This window comes from Armatimonadota bacterium (genome assembly GCA_031460175.1).
Taxonomy (GTDB): Bacteria; Sysuimicrobiota; Sysuimicrobiia; order Sysuimicrobiales; family Sysuimicrobiaceae; genus Sysuimicrobium; species Sysuimicrobium tengchongense.
The window spans coordinates 204,616-230,622 of record JAVKGW010000004.1; the positions used below are offsets into that span (position 1 = coordinate 204,616).

Sequence of the window (26,007 nt, forward strand, 5' to 3'; positions counted from 1 at the left end):
CATACAATAGAGCGGGAGCGCCCACGCGCTCCACAACCGGCCCGAGGTGATCGCCGTGAGCCACCTGGACCCATTCGGCGCCCGCGCGCGGCTTGCGGGTACGCAGGTCGACTACTACCGGCTGGCAGCGCTGGAGGGGCAGCTCGCCGTGCCGCTGGGGAAGCTCCCCATGACGGTAAAGATCCTGCTGGAGAACGTGCTGCGGTATGCGGGCACGGATCCCTTCACGGAGGAGGACGTGCGGCGGCTGGCGGGCTGGAAGCCTGGACAGGCGGGCTGGGAGGCGCCGTTTTTGCCCGCGCGGGTGCTCCTGCAGGACTTCACGGGCGTGCCCGCGGTGGTGGACCTGGCGGCCATGCGGTCCGCGATGGCGAGGCTGGGCGGAGACCCCGGCCGCATCAACCCTCTCGTGCCCGTGGACCTGGTGATCGACCACTCCGTGCAGGTGGACGCCTTCGGCAGCGCCTACGCCTTCCGGTTCAACGTGGAGAAGGAGTACGAGCGCAACCGGGAGCGCTATGCCCTGCTGCGGTGGGCCCAGAAGGCCTTCCGGAACTTCCGGGTGGTGCCGCCGGGCACGGGCATCGTGCACCAGGTCAACCTGGAGTACCTGGCCACGGTGGTGGCGACCCGGGACGAGGACCGGGGCCGGGTGGCATTTCCCGACACCCTGGTGGGCACGGACTCCCACACCACCATGGTGAACGGGCTCGGGGTGCTCGGCTGGGGGGTGGGCGGGATCGAGGCGGAGGCGGTGATGCTGGGCCAGCCCATCTACCTGCCCGCACCCGAGGTGGTGGGGTTCCGGCTGCACGGAACTCCGCCCGAAGGGGTCACGGCCACGGACCTGGTGCTCACCGTCACGCAGATCCTGCGGAAGGTGGGGGTGGTGGGCAAGTTCGTGGAGTTCTTCGGCCCGGGCCTGCACCACCTGCCGCTGCCGGACCGGGCCACCATCGCCAACATGGCGCCCGAGTACGGAGCCACCGCGGCCCTGTTCCCCATCGACGACGAGACGTTGCGGTACCTGCGCCTCACGGGCCGCGACCCCGACCACGTGGCTCTCGTGGAGCGGTACGCGAAGGAGCAGGGCCTGTTCTGGGAGGCGGACGCCGCCCCCGCCTTCAACCAGGTGGTGGAGCTGGACCTGGGCACCCTGGAGCCCAGCGTGGCGGGGCCGCGCCGGCCTCAGGACCGGGTCCCCCTGAAGGACGTGGCGCGCAGTTTCTACGCGGCCTTCGGAGACCGCATCGGCCCGCGGAATGAGAACGAGGTGGCGGTCGGTCGCCTGGAGTCGGAGGGCGGACGTCCTGCTTCCGGGAGTGGGGTGGCGGTGGCCACCAGGCCCAAGACCGTGGACGTGCGCCTGGACGGGGTGCACGCGGAGCTGCGCCACGGCTCGGTGGTGATCGCGGCCATCACCAGCTGCACCAACACCAGCAACCCGTCCGTGATGCTGGCCGCGGGCCTTCTGGCCAAGAAGGCGGTGGAGCGGGGGTTGGTGGTGAACCCCGCGGTGAAGACGAGCCTCGCCCCGGGGTCCGCAGTGGTAACGGAGTACCTCCGGCGCGCGGGGCTCATGCCCTACCTGGAGGCGCTCCGGTTCCACCTGGTGGGCTACGGCTGCACCACCTGCATCGGGAACAGCGGGCCGCTGCCGGAGCCCGTGGCACGGGCCATCCAGGAGCACGACCTGGTGGTGGCGGCGGTGCTGAGCGGCAACCGCAACTTCGAGGGCCGCATCCACCCCCTCGTGCGGGCCGCGTACCTGGCGAGCCCGCCCTTGGTGGTGGCCTTCGCCCTGGCAGGGACCGTGGACGTGGACCTCACCAAGGACCCCGTGGGCTACGACCCGAACGGGCGGCCCGTGTACCTACGGGACATCTGGCCCACCACCCGGGAGGTCCAGGAACTGGTGGACCGGTACGTGAGCCCGGAGCTGTTCCGGGAGCGCTACCGCGACGTGTTCACCGGGGACGAGACGTGGCGCACCCTGCCCGTGCCCGAGGGCGACCTGTACGCGTGGGATCCTTCATCCACGTACGTGCAGGAGCCGCCCTTCTTCCAGGATCTTCCGCCCGAGCCCGCGCCGCTCCAGGACATCCGCGGTGCCCGGGTGCTGGCGGTGCTCGGGGACTCCGTGACCACCGACCACATCTCGCCCGCGGGCAGCATCCCCCCGGACAGCCCCGCGGGCCGTTACCTCATCGAGCGGGGCGTGCCGCCCGCGGAGTTCAACAGCTACGGGGCGCGGCGGGGCAACCACGAGGTGATGGTGCGGGGCACGTTCGCCAACATCCGGCTGCGCAACGCCCTCGCGGGCGGCCGGGAGGGCGGGTGGACCACCCACTTCCCCAGCGGGGATCTCGTGACGGTCTACGAGGCCGCCGAGCGCTACCGGCGGGAAGGCGTGCCGCTGCTGGTGCTGGCGGGCAAGGAGTACGGGGCCGGCAGCTCCCGCGACTGGGCGGCGAAGGGCCCCATGCTGCTCGGCGTGCGGGCGGTGATCGCGGAGAGCTTCGAGCGGATCCACCGCAGCAACCTGGTGGGAATGGGGGTGCTCCCCCTGCAGTTCGTGGATGGCCAGAACGTGCAGAGCCTGGGGCTCACGGGGCGCGAGGTGTACGACGTGGAGGGCGTCCGCGGCCTGACCCCACAGGCCCGGGTGCGCGTGCGGGCCCGGCGGGAGGACGGCGGCGAGGTGGTCTTCGAGGCCCTGGCCCGGGTGGACACGCCCACGGAGCTGGAGTACTACCGGCACGGCGGGATCCTGCCCATGGTCCTGCGCCGGCTGTTGGCCGCTTCCTGAGAGCCCTCCAGAATGCAGGCGGGGGGGCTTGTAGCCCCCCCACCGACGACCTGCGGACGGATCAGCGACGCCCCAGCTCCTCCGCGTCCAGCCGGTATACCCGCAGGCGCGCCCGCATGTACGGGTGCACCGCGCAGATGTACTCGTACTCCCCCGGCCGGGTCATCCGGAAGGTGAACCGGTCCGCGTGCTTGAGCAGCGGCGAGGCCAGCTGCGTGGGGCCGCGCAGGGCGGTGACGTTGTGCATGCCCGTGCGCTCGCCCTCCAGGAGGTCGAAGACGTCCTCGTTCACCCACGTCACCTGGGTACCCACCGGCACCTCCAGGATCTTCGGCCAGTAGCTGTTGCCCACCATGCGGACGAACGCCGCCTCGCCCGGACGGGCGCGGACCGGCACGTCCAGGTCCGAGGAGCCCACGCCGAAGGGGTCCACCACCCGCTTGGGCTTGGTGGGAAGCGGAAGGTTCGGGCCCTCCGGCCGGACCACGCCCACCCGCGGCGCGTCCTTCTTGGCACTGAGCACCCCCACCGCGCCCTTCATGGCCTGGGTGCCGAACGCGTGGGTGACCAGGAGGAAGGACCCTTCCGCGGGCACCCGCCACTCGATCACCCAGGAGTCCGTGGGCGCGGCGATGGTGGTCTGCAGGCCGCGGCTCACGTTGCTGGGGTTGCCGCCCGCGTACGCGTACTCCCAGATGCCGCCCACCGCGTGGAAGCTTCCTACGAGGTTGGGGCCCACGTTCAGGTAGTAGAACCGCACGTAGTCGCCGGGCCGCGCCTGGATGGGCTGGTTGACGTACCGGAAATTGTAACCGTTGAACATCACGTACAGGGCCCGGCCGTCCGCGAAGTCCTTGCCGCTCGCGTACACCTCGTGCTGGATCACGTACACCCGGAGGTCCGGAGGCCGGCCGAGCTCCTCCTCGAGCCGGTACCTGGTGCGCTTGGGCTCCACCACCACCATCCCGAACATCCCGCCCATGGTGTGGGCCAGGATCCCGTGGCCGCCCGGCGCGCAGTGGTACATGTACACACCGGGAAAGTCCGCCCGGAAACGCAGGGTCCGGCTCTGGCCAGCGGGGATGTTGCCCACCACCAGGGAGGTCTGGGTGTTGGCCGCGTGGATGGACAGCCCGTGCGTGATGCTGTCGGTGTTCCGCACGGTGATCTCCACGATGTCGCCCTCCTCCACCACGAGGAGCGGCCCGGGCACGCGGCCGTTCCACGTGAAGGCCCGCCACACGACCCCTTCGTCCACCACGAGGGTTTTGCGGGTGGCCACCAGCTCGAACTTCTTCGGTTGGGCAGCCGCCCGCGGGCCCGCGAACAGCAACCCTGCCACCACGAGCCCCACCAGGCCGACCACCAGCAGCCGCCGCACCGCCACCACCCCCTCACTCCACCACCAGGGTCCCCGTCATCCCGGCCTCCTTGTGGCCGGGCACGCTGCAGTAGATGAGGTAGCGGCCCTTCGCCTTGGGGGTGAAGCTCACCTCCGCGCTCTTGCCGGGCTTGAGGGGCTGGGTCTTCGCGTTGAGCTTCTCGATCACGATGTCGTGCTCGATGACCCCTTTATTTTCCAGCAGGAGCTTCACGGGCTGCCCGGCCTTCACCTTGATCTCCTTGGGCTCGAAACTGAACTCCTTGGCCACCACCTTGATCGGCTGGGGGGCTGTCCCCCCAAGCCCGCCGATGGCAAGGACCAGCACGAGCCCCACGGCCCCTAGGACCGCCGCCTTCCGCATCCCGCATCACCTCCTCCAGAGGTTTTCGGACCGGACCCAAAAATTTCGGCCCGGCCACCCGCCCCAACGCGAGCACCGGGCCAGGACTCAATGGATCCCTTCTGTCCGGATCCATTGTAAACGGAGTTTGAAGACCGTGGGCTATCGGGTCCGAACCCGATCTTGGACCTCAGGTCTTCGCCCGATGCGGATCGCGAGCGCGGCCACTCCCAGGGCGGCCCAGGCCCCCACGAGTCCCTCGGGGGAACCCGCAAGGCGCAGGGCAGAGCTCGCCAGCAGCAGTCCTCCGAGCACCGGATCGGACCACCGGGGTTCCGGAAGCCGTACGCCCACGGTACCGATCACCGCCAGGGCCACAAGCCCCCCCACCGCGTACACCGCCGCCATGAGGAAGAGCACCGCCGCATGGGAGGAACCCAGAAACTCGAGGGGGCCACCGGCCAGGGCCACCAGGGCCGCGGTGAATCCGATCCCCACGGAGGCCGCGGCCCGAAAAAGGAAAGCGAGTCCGCGCCGGGGCACGAGCCACACCGCGGCCACGGGAGCGGACAGCAGCAGGCCCCACCCCGCGGGAGTCCCGCCGAGGAGTGGCCAGAGGAAGCCTGCCCGCCACAGGGCGGGAAAGGAGGTCTGCAGGAGCCCAGTGGAGGCTTGGATCCACTCCGCCCCGGCAGCCGCCACGGCCGCCAGGGCCAGGGCAGCGTTCCCCAAGCCCGCGGCCAGGACCGAGAGGACGACCCCGGCCCACCGGGGCGCGAGCACGCGCCAAGAGGCCTCCGGCGTGGGAACCGGTTCCCTTACCCCGAACAGGAAAAACCCCGTGCTCACGTGACCGCCTACGAGGGAGGCGGCCCGGTAGATCACGAGGTAGACCCCGGGCTCAAGCGGCCGCAGGGCCACTTCCACCCTCCGTCCGTCCGCGGAGACCCGCACCGGCCCCTCGAACCTCCGGCCCTCCCGGGAGGCCACCAGGAAGGAACTCAGCTGGGGGTCCACGGGTTCGCTCATCCAGAGGACCACCCGATCCGGGGCCACCCGGTAGGAGGCTCCGGGCACGGGGAAGGAGCTCAGGCACCGCACCTGGGCTTGAGCTGGCTCTACCCCGAGCCCGAAAAGGAGCCAAAGGAGGCAGATGACCGCCCTTCTCACGGCGGCGGATACCCCGACAGCCGCGCCAGTTCCTCCAGAGGGATCACCCCCTCGTACCTGCGACCCCGGATGATCCAGGTGGGGTAGGCCCGCACGCCCGCGGCCTCACATGCCCGGGGGTTTCCTTCCGGCGAGCGGGGATCGCACTCCACGTAGGGCAGGTAGCGGGCCGCCTCCCCGAACATGCGCTTCTGCTCCGCGCAGTGCGGGCACCAGTACGCCCCGTAGAACTTGGCTCCGGAGGCCGCCAGGTGCCTCGCGAGCCCCTCCGCGTACGCGGTGGCGGCCACCTGTCGCTCGGCAATGGCGTAGCCGCCCACGACGAAGGCCAGAGCCGCCACGGCGGGCACCGCCAGGGCCGGCCAGCGCACCCCCGCGCGCCCGTACTTCCAGCTTAATCCAAGGACGGCGAAGGACAGCAGGGCGGACAGCACGCACAGGGCGCAGAAGGTCTCCAGCAGGAACCTCTGGACGCCCAGGAAGACCAGGGACGCCGCGGACCCCGCCGCGGAGACCACCAGCGCCAGCTGCCAGCGGCGTCCGGGATCCGTCCCCCACCCGGAGACCACCAGGAGGACTCCGTAGTACACCAGCCCGTACACGGGGAGCGGCACACCCAGCAGGGACGCGTAGCGGCTGGATTGGACCACCTGACAGCCGCTGCCGGCGGGGCAGAACCGGAGCTCTGCCCCGCCGGTGCCGAACCACAGGTACCCGCTCAGCAGAAACCCCGCCGCGGCCAGCAGCCCGAGGGGCCAGACGGGGAGACGATTCCCGGACCTACCGGTGCCCGCCCCCATGGTCGGACCCCTCCTCCTGGCGCACGGGCACTTGGATCCCGAGGTCCCCCGCCCGCGCAAACCGCAGCTTGAGGGGAAACCGCTCTCCCACCCGGAGAGGCCGGGTGAGCCGGATGAGCATGATGTGGTAGCCGCCAGGCTTGAGTTCCACCTTTGCCCCCCCGGGGACCTCGATGGACTCCACCTTCTCCATGCGGTGCATCCCGCCCTCCGTGCGGGTGCGGTGCAGCTCCACCGCCTCCGCCACTTCCGCCTCCGCGGCCACCAGCCGGTCCAGCTGGGAGGACCGGTTGTGGATCTCCATGTAGACCGCGCTGTTCCCGCCTCGGGTTCCCGGACGGGCCCAGGGATGCTCCACCTCGATGGCGGAGGTCGCAGCCTGGGCAAGCCCCAACGCCAGGATCAAAGCCGCCAGAAGCATTCCCGTGCGCATCCGTTCACCTCCCGGCCCGCTGGGTTCTCCGTGCCTCCCGCACCAGCAGCCGCAGGTCGTGGACGTAGTCCTCCACGGAGGTCCCGAAGTTGAACCGCAGCCGCCAGCGTCCCAGGGCGTCCACCACGGGCACGAACGCGGTGTGCCCCACCAGGTACCCCACGGCACTGTCCGGCTGGGGCACCTTCTCGTACAGGACCCCAAAGGCCCGGTAGAAAGGCCGCAGGGACTCCTCGGTCCCCACAAGCCCCACGAACTCCGGGCTAAACAGCCCCAGGTACTCCCCCACCTTCCGCGCGGTATCCCGCTCGGGATCCACGGTCACGAACACCCACCGGATTCTCCGGGCATCCTCCCCCAACTTCTCCTGCGCCCGCTTCCACTTGGCCAGGGTCCCCGGACACACATCCGGGCAGTGGGTGTACCCGAAGAAGTACACCACCACGGATCCCCGCTGATCTGCGGTCCGGAACAGCCGGCCCCGGTGGTCCCGGGCCACGAGGTCCGGCACCGGTCGAGGCGGGTCCACCACCTCCCCGCGGAATTGCGGTGCGCTCTGACACGCGGCCACCAGCAGGCACGCCAACACCACGAAGCTGCGCGCCATAAGACCCCCTCCCGGAAAACGGGTTGCTCCGATCGGATCAGGCGCTCCTGGGGGGCGGCTCAGGAGGGTTCAGGAAGACGTCGTAAGGAGGCAGGAAATTCCAGACCCCATGGGAACGGGAAACCGCGGGGACCGGGACTTCCCCCAAGACCCCTGCGACCCCTACCCCGCCCACCAGATGCAGCGTCGCCGCGGAGGCGGGTTCCAGGGCCCGGAGGCTGATCACAAAAGGCCCATGCGCATGGGAAGCAGGGTGCGGGCCGTGGGGATGGACGAGGCGCTGTCGAGTTTCGGGATCTCCACCGAGGACCACGTGGGCGTGGTAGGGGTCGTGGCCGTGCGGGTCCACCAGGGGTCCCAGCGCGGCCAGGCTCACCACAACCCCCATCGCCCGGAGGGCCCAACCCGCCATGGCTCAGGGATAGTGTAGCACGGCGACTTTGGGCCCGACGTCAGAGTCCGAGGTAGGCGGTCCGGATGAGTTCGCTGTCCAGCAACTCCTCCCGGGTTCCCTCCAGGACGACCCGCCCGTTCTCCATCACGTACGCCCGGTCCGCGGTCTCCAGGGCCTGCTGGACGCTCTGCTCCACCAGCAGCACCGTGACGCCATCTGCCCGCAGCCGTCGGATCAACCGGAACACCTCCGCCACCACCCGGGGAGCGAGCCCCCAACTGACCTCGTCCAGGATGAGCAGTTGCGGGCGCCCCATGAGGGCCCGGGCGACGGCCGTCATCTGTCGTTCCCCTCCGCTGAGGCTCCGCACCAGCTGCCGCTGGCGGTCCTTCAGCACGGGGAACAGCTGGAACACCCACTCGAGACGATCCCGCCGGGTCTTCCACGCGGAAGGGGAGAACGCCCCCATCTCCAGATTCTCCCGCACCGTCATCTCCGGGAACAGCCCGCCTCCCTGCGGCACGTACGCGATCCCCATCTCCGCGATCCGATGCGGTTCCCTGCCCGTGATGGGCTCTCCCCGGAAGACGATCCGGCCTGCCATGGGCCGGAGATGTCCCGTGATGGCATTGAGGAGGGTCGTCTTTCCGGCCCCGTTGGGGCCGAGGATGGCCACCACCTCCCCCTCGCTCACCCGGAGGGACACCTCCCACACCACCTGCACCCTCCCGTATCCCGCACACACGCGCTCCACGCTCAGCATCCCGCGCTCGCCCCGCTCCCGAGATACACCTCGATGACCTCGGGGTGCCGGACCACTTCCTCCGGCCGCCCCTCCGCGATTTTCTTCCCCTGGTGCAGGACCATGACCCGGTTACACGCCCGCATCACCGCCCGCAGGACGTGCTCGATGAGGACCACGGTCATGCCCTCCCCCTGCAGCCGGCGGAGGAGGGCCACGGCCTCCTCCACCTCCCGGGCGGTGAGGCCCGCCATGAGTTCGTCCAGGAGGAGCACCCGGGGCTTCCCTGCAAGGGCCCTCGCGAGCTCCACCCGTTTCTGGTACACGATCTGCAGGTCTCCGGCCACCGTGCCCGCCAGGTTCCGCAGCCCCACGGTTTCCAGGGCCCACCAGGCATGGCGCTCCGCCTCGGACCGTGTCCGCCCCGAATCCGGGCCGAACCACGCGCCCGCCAGCACGTTCTCGAACACCGTCATCCCGCGGAATACCCGCACGGTCTGGAAGGTCCGGGCGATGCCGAGCCGGTAGATCCGATCCGGCCCGAGCCCCAGAATCGGTCGCCCCCTAAACCACAGCTGCCCCTGGTCCGCGGCCACCGCTCCGGTCACCACGTTGAACAGGGTGGTCTTCCCGGCCCCATTGGGGCCGATGATCCCCACCACCTCCCCCTCCTCCACCTCGAAGGAAACCCCCGCCAGGGCCATCACGCCCCCGAACCGCTTGACGAGGCCTCGACCCTCCAGGAAGGCCGCGGTCACTCCGTCACCGCCCTCCTCTCCCCCCGGCCCATGCCAGGACCTGCTCCCACCACCGGCTCACGAACGCCGTCACTCCTCCGGGGCTGTACAGCATGACCGCCACCATCACGAGGCCGAAAAGCAGCATGTAGTGGTAGGGGAGCCGGGTGATCAGGAAGTCCTCCAGCGCCACGAAGAGCACCGCTCCCAACGCCGCCCCGTACGGACGTCGGCTCCCGGTGAACACCGCGATGAGCACGGGGATGAAGGACAGCTGCAGGTTGAAGGCGATGCGGGGGTCCACGTACGTCCACCGGGTGGCCATGATCGCTCCCGCACACCCCATGAAGACAGCGCTCAGGGAGAAGCCGACCACCTTCACCCGGGTGGTGGGGATCCCGATGTGCGCCGCGGCCTCCTCGTCCTCCCCGATGCACCGCAGGGCCATCCCCAACTTCGACCGCTGGACCAGCTCCCAGGCGGCGAACAGCAGTCCGAGGAGGGCCAGCATGGCGTAGTAGATGACCTCCTGTCCCACGGGCAGCACGATGCGCCCCACCCGGCCGAAGAAATGCGCCTCCCCCCACCGGGTGGCGGAGGTGGCCAGCTCCACCGCTCCCAGGGTGAACATGCTGAAGTACGCCCCCCGCAACCGGAGGGTGACCACGCCCATCCCCGCCGCCGCCGCGCTGCTGATCAGTCCTCCCAGCAGGACAGCCGTCCAGAATCCCAGAGAGGTACGCCACAGGACCGCGGCGTACACGCCGAGCCCGAAGAACACCGCGGAGGCCAAGGAGATGTAGCCCGTGGTGCCCGCGAACAGCATCCAGCTCACGGTCAGCACCACGTACATGCCCAGGTTGCTCAGGAACACCAGAGAGTACGCGGGGAGGTACCAGGGGGCACCCACCAGGGCCGCGGCCACCGCCACCAGGGCCGCGGTCCGGAGCGTGGTTCCGCTTCGGATCAGGCTGCCAACAAGCCCTTTGGTCTCCACCATAACAGGACCACGAAGAGGAAGTAGTAGGCCACCACCGCGAGCCCCGGCTGCCAGTAGGTGACCGCGGTCCCCACCACCCCGAGCAGGACCCCTCCGAGAAGGCTCCCCGGAATGTTCCCCAGTCCCCCCAGCACCACCACGATGATGGCGATCACCGTGTACTCGAAGCCCATGATGGGGTGGATGCTGTAGACCATGCTGATGAGGGAACCCGCGGCGCCCGCGGCCCCCGTGCCCAGGGCGAAGCAGATGCCCAGGACGTTCTGCACGTCCACGCCCACGCTGGCCGCCCCGGATCGATCCTGGGCCGCGGCCCGGATGGCTTTTCCGATCCGGGTTCGCTTTAACAGGGCATAGAAGAGCCCTCCCAGCCCCACGGAAACCCCGAAGATGATGATCCGGTTGACCGGGAGCACCAGCTCCCCCAACCGTACCGCGCCCGGCAGGTACGAGTAGCTCCGGACGTCTGCGCCCCACGCCAGGATGACAACGTTCTGGATCACGAAGAGGATCCCGAAGGAGGTGAGCATGCATGCGGCCTCAAAGGCCTCCAGGGACCGCACGAGCCGCTGGAGGCGGGCGAAGACCAATCGGTACAACGCCCACCCCAACCCGAAGCTCAGCCCGAGGGCGGCCGCCAATCCCACGAAGGGGCTCATCCCCGCACGGACGTACAGCCACCACGTGAGGAAGGCACCGAGGGTGGCGAATTCCCCGTGGGCCACGTTCAGCACCCGGGCCACCCCGTACTGGAGGTTCAGGCCCAGGGACACCAAGCCGTAGATCCCACCCAACATCACCCCGCCGAGGACGATGTCCAAAACCCGGTTCAGCTCCATCCCCGTCTCTCAAGCGTTCCTCACTGGAACGAGCGGGGCCGGCGCCAGCCGGAGCCGCCGCCGGCCCCGCTTTCGAAGCTTCTCTGAACCGCGCCGTGGCCGACCGGTCTTATCGCTTCTTCGGCCAGGCCGGCTTCAGGATCGGCTTCGCGGTCCGGTTCTTCCCGGGGTCCACCACCTCGAAGATCCCCTTCTGCCACTGGCCGATCTGGCCCAGGTGCCCCCGGAACTGCCGATCCCGGTCGTACTTGAACGGCCCCACCACGGTGTTGAAGGTCTCCGTGGCCAGCACGTCCCGGATTCTCGTATTATCCAGGGTTCCCGCGGCCTCGATGGCCTGCTGGAGGTGCTCCAGGGAGGCGTAGTAGTACAGCTGGCCCCACCAGTCCGGAGGCTCCGTGTTGAAGTGCTTCTTGTACAGTTCGATGAACCGCCGAGCCCCTCGCCCGCTCTTCGCATTCCACGCGCCGCCCCCCATCATCCCTTCCACCACATCCACGCCGAAGGCGTCCCGGAAGCCCCCCAGGTTCACGCCCACAGAGGAGAAGATGGCCTTGAAGTTGGCATCCAGCTCGATGGCCTGTCGGGTCAGCAGGAAGGTCTGATCCGGATAGGCGAACGCCACCAGGGCATCCACCCGGGCCCCGAGAGCCTCCTTGATCAGGGGCGCCATGTCCTTGATGTCCATGGGGAAGCTCTTCACAAAGGCCACCTGTAACCCGGCTTTCCGGAACTCCGGCAGGGCCACGTCCTTGTACTCCACCCCGTGGAGATCCTCGTGGTGGATGATGGCCACGGTCCGGAGTCCCAGCTCCCGCAGGACGGCGGCCAGGACAGGCATCTGACTACGGGAGTAGTTCAGGACCTGGAAGAAGTACGGCAGGTTCGGCATGATCTCCTCGAGCTTCGCCGCCCCTCCGGGCCCTCCGATCAGGACCTTCCGGTACTTGTTCGCGATGGGAGCCGCGGCGTACAGGAACGCGGTGCTGATGGGCGGGAAGACGATGTCCACCCGGTCCTCCAGGATCAACTTTTCCAGCAGCCGGGTGGCGGTTCCCAGGTCGGACTTATCGTCGTACTTGATGAACCGGATGGGAAGGCGCCGGCCGAACTCCGAGACCCGGATCCCCCCCCGCGCGTTCACCTCCTTCACCCACATGTCGTACACGGGTCCGACGGTGGAGTTCGTGACCACGGCGAGGGGACCGGAGAGGGCGAAGGCCACGCCCATGAGAATGGCCTCCTTCCGTGGAGCGGTCCACCCCGCCGCGAGTCCCAAGGCAAGGCACCCCGCGATGGCCAGGGTCAGGCCCGTCCACCACAGCTTCCCGGATCGCATTCCGACCACCCCCTCTGGATTCTGTCTTCTCGTCTTGGAATCAAAGCGGGCGACCACGAGGTTGTGCGCTTGAACGCACGAGCCGCCTCCCACCTCCCCTCCCGAGGGATCCCATCTTTCCGCAACCTTACTGGAACCGTGTGATCACCGTGAACCCCAGGGTGCGGAACTCCGTCATGGACTGCAGGACCTCGTTCACCTCTTCCAGGGAGATCGTCCGACCGACCAGTTTCCTCGGGTTCAACTTGCCCTGCTCCACGAGGCCCAGCAGGCCCGCGTACTGGGGATGGGGGTTCCCCACGCTCCCGTAGAATTCCAGCTCCATCCCCACCATCATGTCCGTGGGCAGGGCCACCATCCCCTGCTCCGCCTGCGTGGTGAGACCCACCTGCACGTGGCGACCTCCCTTGCGCAGGGAGAAGATGGAGTTCTGGATGGTCTCCCGGATCCCCAGGGCGTCCACGGAAAGGTGGGCCCCTCCGCCCGTGATCTCCCGGATCGCCTCCGGGACGTTCTGCTGCCGGGCATTGACGGTGGCCACCGCGCCCTCCTGGCGGGCCCGCGCGAGCTTCTCCTCGTCCACGTCCACGGCCACCACCCGGGCCCCTGCGGCGTTCGCGATCTGCACCGCGCTGAGCCCTACTCCCCCAACTCCATGCACCGCCACCCACTCCCCCGCCCGCACCCGTCCTCGGTGCAGCACCGCGTGATAAGCGGTCATGTACCGACACCCCAGGGCGGCCGCGGTTACGAAGTCCACCGCTTCCGGCAGGCGGATGAGGTTGAAGTCCGCGTTGGGAATGCGGACGTACTGGGCATAGCCCCCGTCGAAGGAGAATCCCACCATCTGGAGGTTGTCGCAGAGGTTCGGCCGCCCGCTGAGGCAGTACGAGCAGTACGAACAGCCGAGGTGGAAGGGGACCGTCACCCGTTCTCCTACCTTTGTCCGCCGCACTTCCGAGCCGACCTCCACCACCACGCCCGCCAGCTCGTGCCCCAGTGTGAGGGGGAGTTGCGGCCGGAAGCCGATCCACGTCCAGTCTCCCATCCACGCGTGCCAGTCGCTCCGGCAGATCCCGCACGCCTCCACCCGGAGCACCGCGTCCTGGGGTCCGGGTCGCGGATCAGGAACTTCCCGGACGACCAGAGGCTTGCGTTGCTCCACCATCTGCGCCGCCTTCATCGGGCATCCCTCCCCATCGCGGCTTAAACCAAGGCCCCTTGCCTTGGGAGGGCATATTCGATGCTTCTGAGATCTCTTCCTCCCGGTCGGGCAAAAGGGACGCGGGGAGATGAAAAGGCCCAAGCGGCGTTGTCTAGACGTTTCCGCGGGTTGGACTTGGTGTAAATCTATCGAGAACTCCCACGGCGACTTTCCCGTACCTTAAAGGGACGGTCGGGAGGATCCCATGCGGGCCTTTCTCGTCGTGCTCATGGCGGTGCTAGCCTCGGGTCCCGTGCAGTGGGTGCGGATCGGGAGCGTGGAGGTCGGGGTTTTGACGGACCGGGCCCGGTACGGGCAGGGCGAGCCCGTACGGATGGAGCTCCGGGTACACAACCGCGGATTTCGGCCCGTGACGTTCGAGTTCAGCACAACCCAGCGGTATGACTTCCGGGTCCTGAGGCCGGACGGAACCGTGGTCTGGCAGTGGTCCCACGACCGGGTATTCGCCCAGGTCCTCGGCACCCTGGTGCTGCAGCCCGGAGAAGTCCGCATCGAACGGGAAACGTGGACGCAGGTGGACAACGAGGGCCGACCCGTGCCCCCGGGCCGGTACGTGGTGGAAGGCCTCTTCCCTCCCCGTCCCTTCCCCGGAGGGACGCCGCCGGGAGCCGTGACACCGCGGGTCACCATCGAGATCGTCCCCTCCGGCCTGCGGGGCGGGGGGCTCGTCCCAGGCCCGCCAGAACCCTTCCGGAAGGTGTTCGTACCGGGGATGATCCGCGTGCGGTTCTTCCCGTGGGCAACCGCGGAGCAGATCGAGCGGCTGCTTCGGGATCAGGACCTCCGGGTGGCCTCCGTGGAACCGGACGGTCGAACCTACGTGGTGCGGGTCTTGGAGCCGTATCAGGTCGCGGAGAAGGTCGCGGCCCTAAACCGGGCGGCCATCGTGGAGTGGGCGGTGCCCCACTACGTGCTCGTGCCCCGTCGGGACTTCCCGGACCGGAGGCCGCCCGGGCCCTAGAGGCGGAAGGCATCCTGCAGGACTTCTACCTGCACGGGATGCCCTTCGGGGTCCAGGTGCACCGCCACCACATCGAACCGGCAGGGACAATTCCCCAACCCCCTCCCCTGCAGGTAGGCGAGGGCAAGCCGGCCAACCTGCCTCTGCTTGCGGGGTGTGACCGCCTCGAAGGGATGTCCCAGGACCGTCCCGGACCGGGCCTTGACCTCCACGAACACCACGACCCCCTCCTTCTCGCACACCAGATCCAGCTCCCCGAAGGGGAACCGGACGTTCCGGTCGAGGATGCGGTACCCTGCCCGCCGCAGGACCTCCGCCGCGGCCTCCTCCGCTCGTGAGCCGATCCGCCTCCGGTTCATCCCGGGGATCGAACGGGGCAAGGCGGGAATTTTACGCGCCTTACCCCCGGAGAGGGCGGAAGGACCGCCGATGGGCGGGACAGGGACCCAGGCGTGCGAGGGCCTGGAGGTGCTCACGGGTGGGGTATCCCTTGTGCCGGGCGAACCCGTAACCGGGGTAGCGGGCGTCCAGGTCCACCATGATGCGATCCCGCTCCACCTTGGCCAGGATGCTGGCCGCGGCGATGAGGGCCACCCGGGCGTCCCCATCCACCACGGGCCGCTGGGGCAGCTCCAGGGGGATCCGCCAGGGTCCGTCCACGAGCACGAGGTGAGGGGGTTCGGGGAGGGCAGCCACCGCCCGGAGCTGAGCCAGGCGGGCCGCGGCCCGGATGTTGAGCGCATCGATCTCCTCCACGGTGGCCACGCCCACGGCCCAGGCCACCGCTTCCTCCCGGATCCGCGCCGCCAGAGCCTCCCGGCGGTCGGCGGAGAGCCGCTTGCTGTCCTGAAGCCCCGGAATCCGGAGGGGACGATCCCCCAGGACCGCGGCGGCCACCACGGGACCTGCCAGCGGCCCACAACCCGCCTCGTCCACACCCGCGATGAGCCTGTATCCCTGGCGGCGGAGCATCCGCTCCAGCCGCCCGAGGTCCCGGGTCAGCGCACGAGGCCGATGCGATGCGGCGGCCAGTAGATCACCAGCGCCCGGCCCACCACGTTCCGCACGGGCACGAGGCCGAAGAACCGGCTGTCCTCGCTGTTGCACCGGTTGTCCCCCAGCACGAAGAGGTGCCCCTCGGTCACCGTCTTGGGCCCGTAACTCTGGGCGCAGGTCTGGTCCCCGTTGGGGGGAGTGAGCTCGGGGTGGGGCTTCCCGTTCACGTACACCACCCCCCGCCGCAGTTCCACCCGATCGCCCGCCACGCCCACCACCCGCTTCACGAAGTCCTTCCCGGGGTTGAGGGGATACCGGAAGACGATCACGTCCCCCCGCCGGATGGGGGCGAGGCGGTAGTAGAACTTCGCCACCAGAATCCGATCGCCGATCTGGAGGGTGGGCTCCATGGAGCCCGAGGGGATGAAGAAGGCCTGGACCACGAAGGTGATGATGAAGAAGGCGAGGACCACCGCGAACAGGGCCGCGTCCAGGGTTTCGAGGATCGCGCGGCGCAGGGTTTGGGGGAAGAGGACGAGATCCCGGAGCGCGAGCCGCAACACCATCAGGACCGCGGCCACGAGGAGGATCAGAACCGGAATGCTCATCTCATTGCGGAGCAGGGCCAGGTGCACGGCCACCCCACGCTACCGCTTCTCCTTGATGCGGGTCGCCTTCCCCACCTTCTCCCGCAGGTAGTACAGCTTGGCCCGGCGAACCTGCCCGCGGCGCACCACCTCGATGCGCACGATGTTGGGGGAGTGTAAGGGGAAGATGCGCTCCACGCCCACGCCGTGGGAGACCCGGCGCACCGTGAAGGTCTCCCGCAATCCCCCGCCCCGGCGGGCGATCACCACCCCCTCGAACACCTGAACCCGTTCCCGGCCGCCCTCCCGCACCCGGGTATGCACGCGGACGGTGTCGCCCGGCCAGAACTCCGGAATCTCCGGCTTCAGGTGAGGCTGCTCCACGAGATGGATCTTGTCCATGGCCGCTTCCTCCGCAATCTTCTCGATTATACCCGGATCCCCAGTTCCTCCTCGATCTCCCGGAGGAGCGCCCGGTCCTCGGGTCCCAGTTCCGCGGTGCGCAGCAGGTCCGGCCGGCGCAGCAGGGTACGTCGGAGGGCCTCCTTCCGCCGCCACCGGGCGATGGCCGCGTGGTTGCCCTTCAGCAGCACCTCCGGCACCCGCATCCCCCGGAACTCCGCGGGCCGGGTGTAGTGGGGGTGGTCCAGGATCCCCGTCATGAAGGACTCCTCCCGCACGGACCCCTCGTCTCCCACCACTCCCGGCACGAGCCGCGCGGTGGCATCCACGATGACCATGGCCGCCAGCTCCCCGCCCGTGAGCACGTAGTCGCCGATGGACACCTCCTCCGCGGGGAGCCCCACCACCACCCGCTCGTCCACGCCCTCGTACCGGCCGCACAGGATCACCAGGTGCGGCTCCCGGCTCAGCTCCTGCGCCATCCGCTGGTCGAAGCGCCGGCCCTGCGGGGAGGTGAGGAGGACGCGGCCGCGTCCCCCCGCAGCCCGCTCGATGGCCTCCACCGCGGCGAAGAAGGGCTCGGGCTTCATCACCATTCCCGGCCCGCCCCCGTAAGGGTAGTCGTCCACGGTGCGGTGCCGATCCGAGGCGAAGTCCCGGAGGTTCCACACCTCGATCCGCACCCGTCCCCGCTCCTGGGCCCGCCCCAGGACTCCCACCCGGAGGGGCAGGAAAATTTCGGGAAAGATGGTGACGATGTCCACCCGCATCTTCAGTCCACCAGCCCCGGCAGGAGCCGCACCACCATGCAACGCGCCTCCAGGTTCACCTCCCGGACGACCTCCTCGATGGCGGGCAGGAGGATCTCCCGATTCCCCGCCACCACGTACACGTCGTTGGCGCCCGTGCGGAGGACCTCCCGCACCCATCCCAGGACCTCCCCATCCTCGGTCCGCACCTCCAGGCCCAGGATGTCCGCCACGTAGTACGTCCCTTCCGGGAGGGGGGTTGCCTCCTCCCCGGGAATGCGCAGCTCCCGGCCCCGGAGGGCCTCCGCGGCCTCCCGGTCCTCCACGCCCCGGAGCTTCACCAAGAAGAACCGGCCATGCGGCCGGACGGATTCCACCTCGTAGGGCACCTCGCCCTCCGGCCCCGCCACGAGGACCCGCCGCAGGGCCTGGAATCGATCCGGGAAGTCCGTGTCGGGCAACACCCGGACCTCCCCCCGGAGGCCGTGGGGGCGGGTGATGGTACCGATGCGCAGGGTTCGCATCCCGTCACAGGCGGATCTCCATCACGATGCCGTCCTTCACGAGGATCTCCGCCCGGCCCAGCTTGTGGAAGAGGTTGTCGCCCACCCGGACCTCCACCTGGGCGTCCACCGTGGTCTGAGGGAACTCCGTGTTGAGCTCCAGCCGCTCCGCCTCCCGCAGCCGCTCCAGGAGCTCCGCCCGCAGGGCCTCCTGGCGGGACCGCTCCACCTCCAGCTGCTGCCGCACCACCCGATTCTGGGGCGTGATCTGCCGCTCCAGCTCCAGGCGGCGGATCTGGGAGTCGATGCGGGCGATGAGGTCCTCCACGCCCCGGAGGGCCTCTTGCAGATCCCGCTTGTAATTCTCCTTGAAGGTCTCCGTGACAATGGCCTTCACCACCACGGGTCGGATCAGGGTAATGGAGTTCATGGCCGGTTCTCCTCCGCGATCTCCACCTGTACGCCTCCTGCCCCGCGGGCGGCCACCCGGGCCAGGGCTCGCAGGGCCTGGATCACCCGTCCGTTGCGTCCGATGACCTTCCCCCGGTCCTCCGGGGCCACGTGCACCCGGACCACCCTCCCCCCCTCCGTCTGCTCCACCCGGACGGCTTCCGGGTGGTCCACCAGTCCCCGCACCACATACTCCACAAGCCCCCGCACATCTCCCCCGGACGGCCTCGTGGGCGCTGTCGCCATGGCTAGGACGCCTTGCGGCGCTTCTGCTCCTGCCAGAGGCGCCAGACCCCCGCCTTCTCCAGCAACACCCGGGCCGCGTCCGAGGGCTGGGCCCCCTTGGAGAGCCACTCCAGGGCCTTCTCCGTGCTCACGTGGATGGTGCTGGGCTCCGTGCGGGGGTTGTAGTAGCCGATGGCCTCGATGTACTTGCCGTTGCGGGGTGCGCGGCTATCGGCCACCACCAGTCGGAAGAACGGCTCGTGTCGCTTGCCCATGCGCATGAGACGGATCTTGACCGCCACCTTCTCCCTCCCGATACGATTTTTGCCTTCAGAACGGCCACTTCCACTTGCCCATGCGGCGGCCCGCGGCCTCCAGCTGCCGGATCATGCGCTTGGTTTCCTCGAACTGCCGGAGGAGCCGGTTCACGTCCTGCACCGTGGTCCCGCTCCCCCGGGCAATGCGGCGCTTGCGGCTGCCGTTCAGGATGGAGGGGTCGCGCCGCTCCTGAGGGGTCATGGAGTTGAGGATGGCCTCGAACCGCACCATCTCCCGCTCGTCCAGCTCCTCCCGGAATCCCCGCACCTGCGCGAGCCCCGGGATCATCTCCACCAGACTGCTGAGCGGCCCCATCTTCCGCACTTCCCGGAGCTGCTGGCGGAAGTCCTCCAGGGTGAACTCCGCCCGCCGGAGCTTGCGCTGCAGCTCCTCCGCCCGCTCTGCGCTCACGGCCTCCCGGGCCCGCTCGATGAGGGTCAGCACATCCCCCATCCCCAGGATCCGGGAGGCCATGCGGTCGGGGTAGAAGGGTTCCAGGGCCTCGACCTTCTCGCCCGTGCCCACGAACAGGATGGGTTTTCCGGTCACGGAGACCACGGAGAGGGCGGCCCCGCCCCGGGCGTCGCCGTCCATCTTCGTGAGGATGATCCCGTCGATCCCGATCTGCGCGTTGAACTGCTGGGCCACGGCCAGGGCCTCCTGCCCCGTCATGGCATCCACCACCAGGAGCACGTGATGCGGGTGCGCCGCCTCCCGCACCCGCCGCAGCTCCTCCATCATCGCCTCGTCCACGTGCAGCCGGCCCGCGGTGTCCACCAGCACCCAGTCGTGTCCTTCCCTGCGGGCGTGCTCCAGGGCCCCTTGCACCACCTCCACGGGATCCCGGCTCTGCAGGGTGAACACGGGAACTCCCGCGGCCTGACCCACCACCTCCAACTGCTTCACCGCGGCGGGCCGCTGCAGGTCCGCGGCCACGAGCAGCGGACGACGCCCCTTCCTCCGGAGGTAATTCCCCAGCTTGGCCACCTGCGTGGTCTTGCCGCTTCCCTGGAGGCCGCAGAGGAGGACCACGGTGGGGGGCCTGGGCGCCGGGCGGAGCTCCCGGTGCTCACCTCCCAGCAGCCCCACGAGCTCCTCGTACACGATCTGGATCACCTGCTGGGAGGGATTTAGGTGCTTCCACACCTCCCGGCCCACGGCCTTCTCCCGGACGCGGGCCACGAAATCCCGGGCCACCTGGAAGTGGACGTCCGCCTCCAGCAGCGCCCGCCGCACTTCCCGAAGCGCGGCGTCCACATCCTCCGCCCGCAGGACCCCACGGCCGGACACCTTGCGGAAGACCTCCTGCAGCCGATCCCGCAAGCTCTCAAACATCCCTGCCCTCCCGCACGGCCCGGTACACCCGGTACCCGCCGCCCCGTTCCACCTCCGCCACGTTCCCAAACACCTGCCCGATGAGGCGGCCGAGGGTGCGGGCGCCCTGCGCGGTGCGGGCCACGAGGTAGAACCGTCCGCCCGGCCTCAGGTGTGTCCGGGCTCCCTCGATGAGGGCCCGGACCACCGTCCGGCCCGCCCGGATGGGCGGGTTCGTGGCGATGAGGTCGAAGGTACGATCCCCCACGGGCTCGTAGAGGTTGCCCCACAGGACCTCCACGTTTTGGATGCCGTTGCGCCGGGCGTTCCCGCGGGCAAGGGCCACCGCCCGCTCGTTGATGTCCACCAGGATCGCGTGGCCCTGAGGTGCCTGAGCCGCCGCCACGAGGCCCACCACCCCGTACCCGCATCCCACGTCCAGGATCTCGTCCTCCGGCCGAACCTCCAGGGCCTCCAGCAAAAGCCGCGTTCCCCGATCCACGGCCCCGTGACTGAACACGCCCCGATCCGTCTCGAACACGAAAAGCCGACCCCCGAACCGGAAGCGCACCTCCCGGGGCTGGGACCGGACCGCGGGGGCGGGGGCGAAGTAGTGCTCCCTCACAGGAGATCCCTCACCCGCTGGATGCACGCGAGCATCTGCTCCACCCGGGGGCTTCCCTCCAGGGCCCGCACCTCCTCTTCCAGGCGATCCAGCTGCCGCAGGACCTCCACCTTCCGGCGCTCCGAGCTGCGCGCCTGGTGGGCGAGCCCCAAGAGGTCCTCGTACCGGTACAGTTCCGCGAGGGACCGCCGCAGGCTGTCGTGGATGGCCTGTCGGGTCACCCCGAAGTACTCCGCGATCTCCGCCAGGGACATGTCCTCGTGGAAGTACATCCGGACGAGCTGCTGCTGGCGCGGCGTAAGCAGCCGCGCGTACAGGTCGAACAGGCGGATCACGGTGAACCGATCCGCCAGCAAACGCTCCATCTCCCTTCCTCACCTCACACCTGTAAAGGGTTTTTCCTTTACAAGATAGCACGGGGATCCCGGAGGCTCAAGCCTCCGGGAGGAGGGCCTCCACGAAGGCCTCGGGGTCGAAGGGGCTCAGGTCCTCCATGCGCTCGCCCGTGCCCACCAGCTTCACGGGGATGCCCAGTTCCCGCCGGATGGCCAGCACCACGCCCCCCTTGGCGGAGCTGTCCAGCTTGGCGAGCGCGATCCCGCTCACGCCCACCGCCTCCCGGAAGAGGTGGGCCTGCGCGAGGGCGTTCTGGCCCGTGGTGGCATCCAGCACCAGCAATGCCTCCACGGTCCCCTCCGGCAGATGCCGGTCCACCATCCTCCGGATCTTCCGCAGCTCCTCCATGAGGTTCACCTTGGTGTGCAGCCGGCCCGCGGTGTCCACCAGCAGCACGTCGTAGGGCCGGGCCCGCAGGGCCTGGAGGGCGTCGAAGACCACCGCGGCGGGGTCCGATCCCTCCCGGTGCCGCACCAGGGGAACCCCGGCGCGCTGGGTCCAGGTCTCCAGCTGGTCGATGGCCGCGGCCCGGAAGGTATCCGCGGCGGCCACCAGGACCCGACGGCCCTCCCGGACGAGGTGGTGGGCCAACTTGCCCACGGTGGTGGTCTTCCCCGAGCCGTTCACCCCGAGGACGAGCACCACCGCGGGCGGCGGTTCGAGGCGCAGGGGCTCTGGCTCTCCCAGCTGGTCCAGGAGGATGGCCCGGAGGGCCCGGCGGAGGTCCTGGGGCCGGTGAAGTCCCGCGAGGGCCTGTCGCCGCACCTCCCGGGTGATCTCCTCCGCGAGATCCGGCCCCACGTCCGCCCTCAGGAGGGCCTCCTCGAGGCCCTCGAAGAAGCGCTCGTCCGGCGGCCCGGTGAGCAGGCTCTCCAGGTGCTCCGCGAGGGCCTGTCGCGTCCGCCGGAGGCCATCCCGCAACCGCTGCAAGAACCCGACCCGCGTCTCCATGGCCGCCCGATTCTACCACACCGCCCCGGGCTCCCCGAACCCGTACACCCCGGGGAAGCGGCGGCTCAGCACCCGCACCAGGAGCGCCGCGGGGAGTCCCACCACGTTCAGGTAGTCTCCCTCGATGCGCTCTACCAGGGCCGCTCCCCGGCCCTGGATGGCGTATCCCCCTGCCCGGCCTTCCCACTCCCCCGTGGCCACGTACGCCTCCAGCTCCCGCATCCCGAACGCCCGGAAGGTGACGTAGGTGATCTCGTGGTGCAGCTCCTCCCACCCGGGGGTCCCCAGGTACAGGCCGGAGATCACCAGATGCGTGCGACCCGCGAGATCCCGGAGCATCCGCTCCGCCTCGCCTGGGGTCGCGGGCTTCCCGTAGACGCGGCCTTCCAGCACCACGGTGGTGTCCACGCCCAGGACCGGACGTCCCCGGGCCTTCGGGAAGACCGACCGGGCCTTCCCCCGGGCGTGCGCCCGCACCATGGCCACGGGGTCCGGCCCGGAATCCTCCTCCTCGTACTGGGGCGGGATCACCACGAAGGGGATTCCCAGCTGCCGCAGGATGGCCCGGCGCTGGGGCGAGGTGGAGGCCAGCACGATCCGCGGCCTGCGGACGGTAGGGTTCCGACTGGGGCTCACGGTTCCCTAGTGTACCGGGTGGAGGGCGTGCGGGGGATTGCAGGAAGGGCGCATCATGGAGAGGGCGGCCTTCATAGCCGAAATCCCGACGGGAGGAGGTGATGGTATGGCCACGCGAACGGTTGTGAGGGACGCCGCGGCCACCTGCTACCGGGAGCTCCTGCGCATCCAGAAGGAGCTGCAGAACCTGGGGGAGTACCCGAGCACCAAGGACGTCGTGAAGCACCTCCAGGCCCTCGTGGAAGCCCTCCAGCGCTTCATGCGGGAGGCGGGAGACTAGTCCTTCTGGCGGGCCGCGGGGCCCGGGCCCCGCGGCCCCCTTCGCCCGCGGAGGGGCTACGGGAGGACAGGGGGTCTAGGGAGCGGACCCGGGACAGAAGGCGGAGTGTAGGGACCGCCGGAGGTGAGGTCCACCCGGACCTCCAGACGCTCTTCCCCTACCCGCACGGGAACCACCAGGGCCTCCGGCCATCGGGAGGAGCGCTTCTCGAACACCAGCACTCCCGCCGCTCGGCCCTGGGCGGGGACCTCCCCCGGGAACGTGGAGCGCAGGAACCGAACGCCGAGCTCCCCGTCCGGACCCACCAGCACCGCACTCATGGTCTGCACCGCGGCCGGCCGCTCCCCCCGGTTCTCCGCGACGAGATGGAGAATCCAGGCGTCCCGGACCTCCACCAGCCGTTCCGGCCGCAGCGCCACGGATCCCGCTTCCTGCCGGATCCGGAAGTGCCGCACCCGAAGCGGCAGTCCCCGCGTCCCGAACTCCTCGTACGCCCGCCGCACCGCCGCCACGCGGTCCACAAACCCCGGGTGGGTGCCCGTCCAGTGGGTGCGTTCCTGCCGGCGGCCCGTCACCTCGTTGAACCACAGGAGGGTGCGGGCCGCGGCTTCCGGATCGAACCCCGCCTCCACCAGCATCCGCAGGGCCTCCCGATCCGCCTCCACCTCCAGATCCCGGGAGAATCCCAGGGCGGCGAGCTGCACCAGGAGCCGCATCACGTCTCCCGCGGCGCGGCTTCCCGTGAGGACGGCCACCAGGATGCTCGCCAGCTGTCCCGCCTGGGCCCGGGCGATGTGCTGGGCCATGTGCCGGCGGGCGATGTGGGCGATCTCGTGCGCGAGGACGAAGGCCCACGCGTCCACCTCCGGGTTCAGGCGCACCAATCCCGCGGTGACGAAGACCCACCCCGGCGTGCTCGCCGCGTTGGGCACCGGGTGGTTCAGGATCCCCATCTGGTAGGGGATCCCGGGGCGGCCCGAGAAGGGGAGCAGGCGGTCCCGTAACCCCTCCAGGAACCCCAGCCAACCCGCATCGCCCACCAACCCGTACTCCGCGATGAGCTGGGCAGCCACCGCCCGGCCCAGGGCCAGCTCCTGCGGTTCTGGAATGCTCAGCTGGGCCGAAACGGGAGCCCCCACGAGCGCGCAAGCCAACGCCACGCTCGTGAGCCCCAGGAAGATTCGAGGGATCCACCACCCGCGTCCCATCCCGCACCTCCCCCTCTGTTATGCTCCCCGGTGCCACGGGCTCCGCAACCCCCGGGCCTCCACCGCCCTTGACGTCCGTCCCGGGCCAGGGCAATATACCCTACGGAGTACTGTATTGGGAGGGATGGCCATGGGGTTGCTGACGCCTACGGATCGGGAAGCGCTCCGGCGGCGGTTCGAACGGGACCTGGTGGGAGACGTGGCGCTCACGCTCTTCACCAGCTCTCCCTCCGGGCTTGCGGTTCCCGGGATGGACTGCGAGACCTGTGAGGCCACCCAGCGGCTGCTGGAGGAGGTGGCGGCTCTCGACCCCCGCATCCACCTCCGGGTCGCGAGCCTCCTCACGAACGCGGAGGAGGCCCGGGCCCTGGACGTGCACCGGGTACCCGCCATCCTCTTCGGGACGGACGGAGAGGCCCGGGCCCGCTATTACGGGATCCCCTCAGGGCTGGAGTTCGCGGTGCTGGTGGAGGGGATCGTGGCCCAAAGCCGCGGGGACAGCGGGCTGCGGCCGGAGAGCCGCAAGGCCCTGGCGGCGCTCCCCCGGGACGTCCGGATCCTGGTATTCGTCACGCCCACCTGCCCCTACTGTCCCCGGGTGGCCCGGCTCGCGCACGCCATGGCCCAGGAGTCCCCGAGGATCCGGGCGGAGGTGATCGAGGTCGTGGAGTTCCCGGACCTCGCGGAGCGATACGGGGTCCGGGGGGTGCCGAAGGTGGTGATGAACGACCGGTGGGGCTTCGAGGGCGCACGGGGGGAAGAGGAGTTCGTGCGGTACGTACTGACCGCCGCCCAGATCGGGCACACCTCCACGGTCTCCGGAGGTCCGTGATGGCCCTGCGGGTCAACCAGGAAGTGGTGAACTCCCTGGTGGGGCGGCTGCGGCGGGTGGAGGGTCAGGTGCGGGGTCTCCAGCGCATGCTGCTGGAGGGACGGGACTGCGCGGAGGTGATGCAGCAGATGGCCGCGGTTCGGGCGGCCCTGGACCGGGCGGCCATGGACCTGCTGAGCGCCGGGCTAGAGGAGTGCCTGCGAATGGAGCTCCGGGGGAAACCCGAGGCGCAGCGGGCACTCCGGCAGCTCCAGCGCGCCTTCCTCACGTTCCGCTGATCCGTTCCCCGTTCACCCGGATCCCCACCGCCACGGGGATGCCCTGCCGGACGCTCGCGGTGATGATGCAGAAGTCCTCGAAGAGCGCCAGGCACCGGGCCAGAGCGTCCTTCTGGTCCTCCCGCACACGGGACAGATCCAGCTCGGCCCGCATTCCCGCCACCCGCCACCGACCCCGCTCGTTGCGGCGAACCTCCACCTCCACGGTGGCGGAGAGCTCCGTCCCCGACACCCTTGCCCGCTCCAGGCAGTACTGGAGGCTACTCCCCAGGCAGTGCCCCACCGCGGTGGCCAGAAGCCGCGCGGGGTTTGGGCCCGCCCCTTCCCCAAGGGGCGGGGGTTCGTCCACCACGAGATTCCAGTCCGGCCGCCCCAGATCCACCCGGAACCGGTACCGGCCTTCCTGCTCCAGCCGCACCTGAACCCGCATCTCCTCGGACATCCACGACCTCCTTCCCGCCCCCGAGCGAATACTAT

34 protein-coding genes are annotated in these 26,007 nt (G+C 69.7%); 5 read left to right on the forward strand and 29 right to left on the reverse strand.

The features are described from left to right. Positions 1-55: 55 nt before the first annotated feature. A complete protein-coding gene (gene acnA, locus QN206_07485; protein MDR7614654.1) occupies positions 56-2,809 on the forward strand; it encodes an aconitate hydratase AcnA in 2,754 nt (917 codons plus the stop codon). Positions 2,810-2,870: 61 nt separating this feature from the next. On the opposite strand, the gene QN206_07490 is transcribed toward acnA, so the two are convergent. From QN206_07490 to QN206_07550, 13 genes are all read right to left on the reverse strand, one after another. Further along, on the reverse strand, positions 2,871-4,196 hold the full coding sequence (locus QN206_07490; protein ID MDR7614655.1) for a multicopper oxidase domain-containing protein: 1,326 nt from the start codon (positions 4,194-4,196) through the stop codon (positions 2,871-2,873). 7 nt (positions 4,197-4,203) lie between these two features. Continuing rightward, positions 4,204-4,554 carry a cupredoxin domain-containing protein gene (locus tag QN206_07495; GenBank protein ID MDR7614656.1) on the reverse strand — a complete coding sequence of 117 codons (351 nt, stop codon included), beginning with the start codon at positions 4,552-4,554 and terminating at the stop codon, positions 4,204-4,206. A 141-nt stretch (positions 4,555-4,695) separates the two neighbouring features. Then, entirely contained in the window at positions 4,696-5,703 is a 1,008-nt protein-coding gene (locus QN206_07500; GenBank protein MDR7614657.1) for a copper resistance protein CopC, read from the reverse strand. Further along, on the reverse strand, positions 5,700-6,503 hold the full coding sequence (locus tag QN206_07505; GenBank protein MDR7614658.1) for a vitamin K epoxide reductase family protein: 804 nt from the start codon (positions 6,501-6,503) through the stop codon (positions 5,700-5,702). Before QN206_07505 ends, QN206_07500 begins: the two co-directional genes overlap by 4 nt. Next, entirely contained in the window at positions 6,484-6,936 is a 453-nt protein-coding gene (locus tag QN206_07510; protein ID MDR7614659.1) for a copper chaperone PCu(A)C, read from the reverse strand. Before QN206_07510 ends, QN206_07505 begins: the two co-directional genes overlap by 20 nt. Before the next feature lie 4 nt (positions 6,937-6,940). Next, positions 6,941-7,543, reverse strand: coding sequence for an SCO family protein (locus QN206_07515; protein MDR7614660.1), 603 nt, complete (start codon positions 7,541-7,543; stop codon positions 6,941-6,943). 37 nt (positions 7,544-7,580) lie between these two features. Beyond that, entirely contained in the window at positions 7,581-7,955 is a 375-nt protein-coding gene (locus QN206_07520; GenBank protein ID MDR7614661.1) for a hypothetical protein, read from the reverse strand. Between the two features lie 40 nt (positions 7,956-7,995). Continuing rightward, positions 7,996-8,700, reverse strand: coding sequence for an ABC transporter ATP-binding protein (locus QN206_07525; GenBank protein ID MDR7614662.1), 705 nt, complete (start codon positions 8,698-8,700; stop codon positions 7,996-7,998). Then, positions 8,694-9,437 carry an ABC transporter ATP-binding protein gene (locus tag QN206_07530; GenBank protein MDR7614663.1) on the reverse strand — a complete coding sequence of 248 codons (744 nt, stop codon included), beginning with the start codon at positions 9,435-9,437 and terminating at the stop codon, positions 8,694-8,696. Before QN206_07530 ends, QN206_07525 begins: the two co-directional genes overlap by 7 nt. A 4-nt stretch (positions 9,438-9,441) precedes the next feature. Further along, positions 9,442-10,416 (reverse strand): branched-chain amino acid ABC transporter permease, encoded by a 975-nt coding sequence (locus tag QN206_07535; GenBank protein MDR7614664.1) that lies wholly within the window; start codon positions 10,414-10,416, stop codon positions 9,442-9,444. After that, complete coding sequence (locus QN206_07540; protein MDR7614665.1) at positions 10,383-11,255, reverse strand: branched-chain amino acid ABC transporter permease; 873 nt, start codon at positions 11,253-11,255, stop codon at positions 10,383-10,385. Before QN206_07540 ends, QN206_07535 begins: the two co-directional genes overlap by 34 nt. A 109-nt stretch (positions 11,256-11,364) precedes the next feature. Beyond that, positions 11,365-12,594 carry an amino acid ABC transporter substrate-binding protein gene (locus QN206_07545; protein ID MDR7614666.1) on the reverse strand — a complete coding sequence of 410 codons (1,230 nt, stop codon included), beginning with the start codon at positions 12,592-12,594 and terminating at the stop codon, positions 11,365-11,367. 127 nt (positions 12,595-12,721) lie between these two features. Continuing rightward, positions 12,722-13,777 carry a zinc-dependent alcohol dehydrogenase family protein gene (locus tag QN206_07550; protein MDR7614667.1) on the reverse strand — a complete coding sequence of 352 codons (1,056 nt, stop codon included), beginning with the start codon at positions 13,775-13,777 and terminating at the stop codon, positions 12,722-12,724. A 226-nt stretch (positions 13,778-14,003) separates the two neighbouring features. Here QN206_07550 and QN206_07555 point away from each other — a divergent pair, with 226 nt between their 5' ends. Continuing rightward, positions 14,004-14,780: a BsuPI-related putative proteinase inhibitor gene (locus tag QN206_07555; protein ID MDR7614668.1), complete on the forward strand. Its 777-nt coding sequence runs from the start codon at positions 14,004-14,006 to the stop codon at positions 14,778-14,780. On the opposite strand, the gene QN206_07560 is transcribed toward QN206_07555, so the two are convergent. From QN206_07560 to QN206_07625, 14 genes are all read right to left on the reverse strand, one after another. Continuing rightward, complete coding sequence (locus QN206_07560; GenBank protein MDR7614669.1) at positions 14,777-15,139, reverse strand: YraN family protein; 363 nt, start codon at positions 15,137-15,139, stop codon at positions 14,777-14,779. The genes QN206_07555 and QN206_07560 overlap by 4 nt on opposite strands. Positions 15,140-15,179: 40 nt before the next feature. After that, a complete protein-coding gene (locus QN206_07565) occupies positions 15,180-15,752 on the reverse strand; it encodes a ribonuclease HII (protein ID MDR7614670.1) in 573 nt (190 codons plus the stop codon). Between the two features lie 26 nt (positions 15,753-15,778). Further along, the gene (gene lepB, locus QN206_07570) at positions 15,779-16,417 is read right to left on the reverse strand and encodes a signal peptidase I (GenBank protein MDR7614671.1); all 639 of its coding nucleotides are present in this window, start codon (positions 16,415-16,417) and stop codon (positions 15,779-15,781) included. Between the two features lie 6 nt (positions 16,418-16,423). Further along, entirely contained in the window at positions 16,424-16,765 is a 342-nt protein-coding gene (gene rplS, locus QN206_07575; GenBank protein MDR7614672.1) for a 50S ribosomal protein L19, read from the reverse strand. 26 nt (positions 16,766-16,791) lie between these two features. Then, complete coding sequence (trmD, locus tag QN206_07580; protein ID MDR7614673.1) at positions 16,792-17,535, reverse strand: tRNA (guanosine(37)-N1)-methyltransferase TrmD; 744 nt, start codon at positions 17,533-17,535, stop codon at positions 16,792-16,794. Between the two features lie 2 nt (positions 17,536-17,537). Continuing rightward, positions 17,538-18,038 carry a ribosome maturation factor RimM gene (gene rimM / locus QN206_07585; GenBank protein MDR7614674.1) on the reverse strand — a complete coding sequence of 167 codons (501 nt, stop codon included), beginning with the start codon at positions 18,036-18,038 and terminating at the stop codon, positions 17,538-17,540. A gap of 4 nt (positions 18,039-18,042) precedes the next feature. Further along, positions 18,043-18,447 carry a YlqD family protein gene (locus QN206_07590; protein ID MDR7614675.1) on the reverse strand — a complete coding sequence of 135 codons (405 nt, stop codon included), beginning with the start codon at positions 18,445-18,447 and terminating at the stop codon, positions 18,043-18,045. Beyond that, complete coding sequence (locus QN206_07595; GenBank protein MDR7614676.1) at positions 18,444-18,713, reverse strand: KH domain-containing protein; 270 nt, start codon at positions 18,711-18,713, stop codon at positions 18,444-18,446. Before QN206_07595 ends, QN206_07590 begins: the two co-directional genes overlap by 4 nt. A 2-nt stretch (positions 18,714-18,715) precedes the next feature. Beyond that, entirely contained in the window at positions 18,716-18,994 is a 279-nt protein-coding gene (gene rpsP / locus QN206_07600; protein MDR7614677.1) for a 30S ribosomal protein S16, read from the reverse strand. Between the two features lie 28 nt (positions 18,995-19,022). Next, positions 19,023-20,345 (reverse strand): signal recognition particle protein, encoded by a 1,323-nt coding sequence (gene ffh, locus QN206_07605; GenBank protein ID MDR7614678.1) that lies wholly within the window; start codon positions 20,343-20,345, stop codon positions 19,023-19,025. Continuing rightward, positions 20,338-20,949, reverse strand: coding sequence for a class I SAM-dependent methyltransferase (locus QN206_07610; GenBank protein ID MDR7614679.1), 612 nt, complete (start codon positions 20,947-20,949; stop codon positions 20,338-20,340). Before QN206_07610 ends, ffh begins: the two co-directional genes overlap by 8 nt. Further along, positions 20,946-21,314 (reverse strand): sigma factor-like helix-turn-helix DNA-binding protein, encoded by a 369-nt coding sequence (locus QN206_07615; GenBank protein ID MDR7614680.1) that lies wholly within the window; start codon positions 21,312-21,314, stop codon positions 20,946-20,948. The genes QN206_07610 and QN206_07615 overlap by 4 nt, the downstream gene beginning before the upstream one ends. A gap of 67 nt (positions 21,315-21,381) precedes the next feature. Then, positions 21,382-22,296: a signal recognition particle-docking protein FtsY gene (ftsY, locus tag QN206_07620; GenBank protein MDR7614681.1), complete on the reverse strand. Its 915-nt coding sequence runs from the start codon at positions 22,294-22,296 to the stop codon at positions 21,382-21,384. A gap of 12 nt (positions 22,297-22,308) precedes the next feature. Then, positions 22,309-22,932, reverse strand: coding sequence for a Maf family protein (locus tag QN206_07625; GenBank protein ID MDR7614682.1), 624 nt, complete (start codon positions 22,930-22,932; stop codon positions 22,309-22,311). A 106-nt stretch (positions 22,933-23,038) separates the two neighbouring features. Here QN206_07625 and QN206_07630 point away from each other — a divergent pair, with 106 nt between their 5' ends. After that, positions 23,039-23,212: a hypothetical protein gene (locus QN206_07630; GenBank protein ID MDR7614683.1), complete on the forward strand. Its 174-nt coding sequence runs from the start codon at positions 23,039-23,041 to the stop codon at positions 23,210-23,212. A 56-nt stretch (positions 23,213-23,268) separates the two neighbouring features. On the opposite strand, the gene QN206_07635 is transcribed toward QN206_07630, so the two are convergent. Next, positions 23,269-24,420 carry a M48 family metallopeptidase gene (locus QN206_07635; protein ID MDR7614684.1) on the reverse strand — a complete coding sequence of 384 codons (1,152 nt, stop codon included), beginning with the start codon at positions 24,418-24,420 and terminating at the stop codon, positions 23,269-23,271. Between the two features lie 130 nt (positions 24,421-24,550). On the opposite strand from QN206_07635, the gene QN206_07640 reads away from it, so the two are divergent. After that, complete coding sequence (locus QN206_07640; GenBank protein MDR7614685.1) at positions 24,551-25,252, forward strand: thioredoxin family protein; 702 nt, start codon at positions 24,551-24,553, stop codon at positions 25,250-25,252. After that, complete coding sequence (locus QN206_07645) at positions 25,252-25,530, forward strand: metal-sensitive transcriptional regulator (protein ID MDR7614686.1); 279 nt, start codon at positions 25,252-25,254, stop codon at positions 25,528-25,530. The genes QN206_07640 and QN206_07645 overlap by 1 nt, the downstream gene beginning before the upstream one ends. Here the strand turns inward: QN206_07645 and QN206_07650 are convergent. Continuing rightward, complete coding sequence (locus QN206_07650; GenBank protein MDR7614687.1) at positions 25,517-25,972, reverse strand: OsmC family protein; 456 nt, start codon at positions 25,970-25,972, stop codon at positions 25,517-25,519. The genes QN206_07645 and QN206_07650 overlap by 14 nt on opposite strands. Positions 25,973-26,007 lie beyond the last annotated feature (35 nt).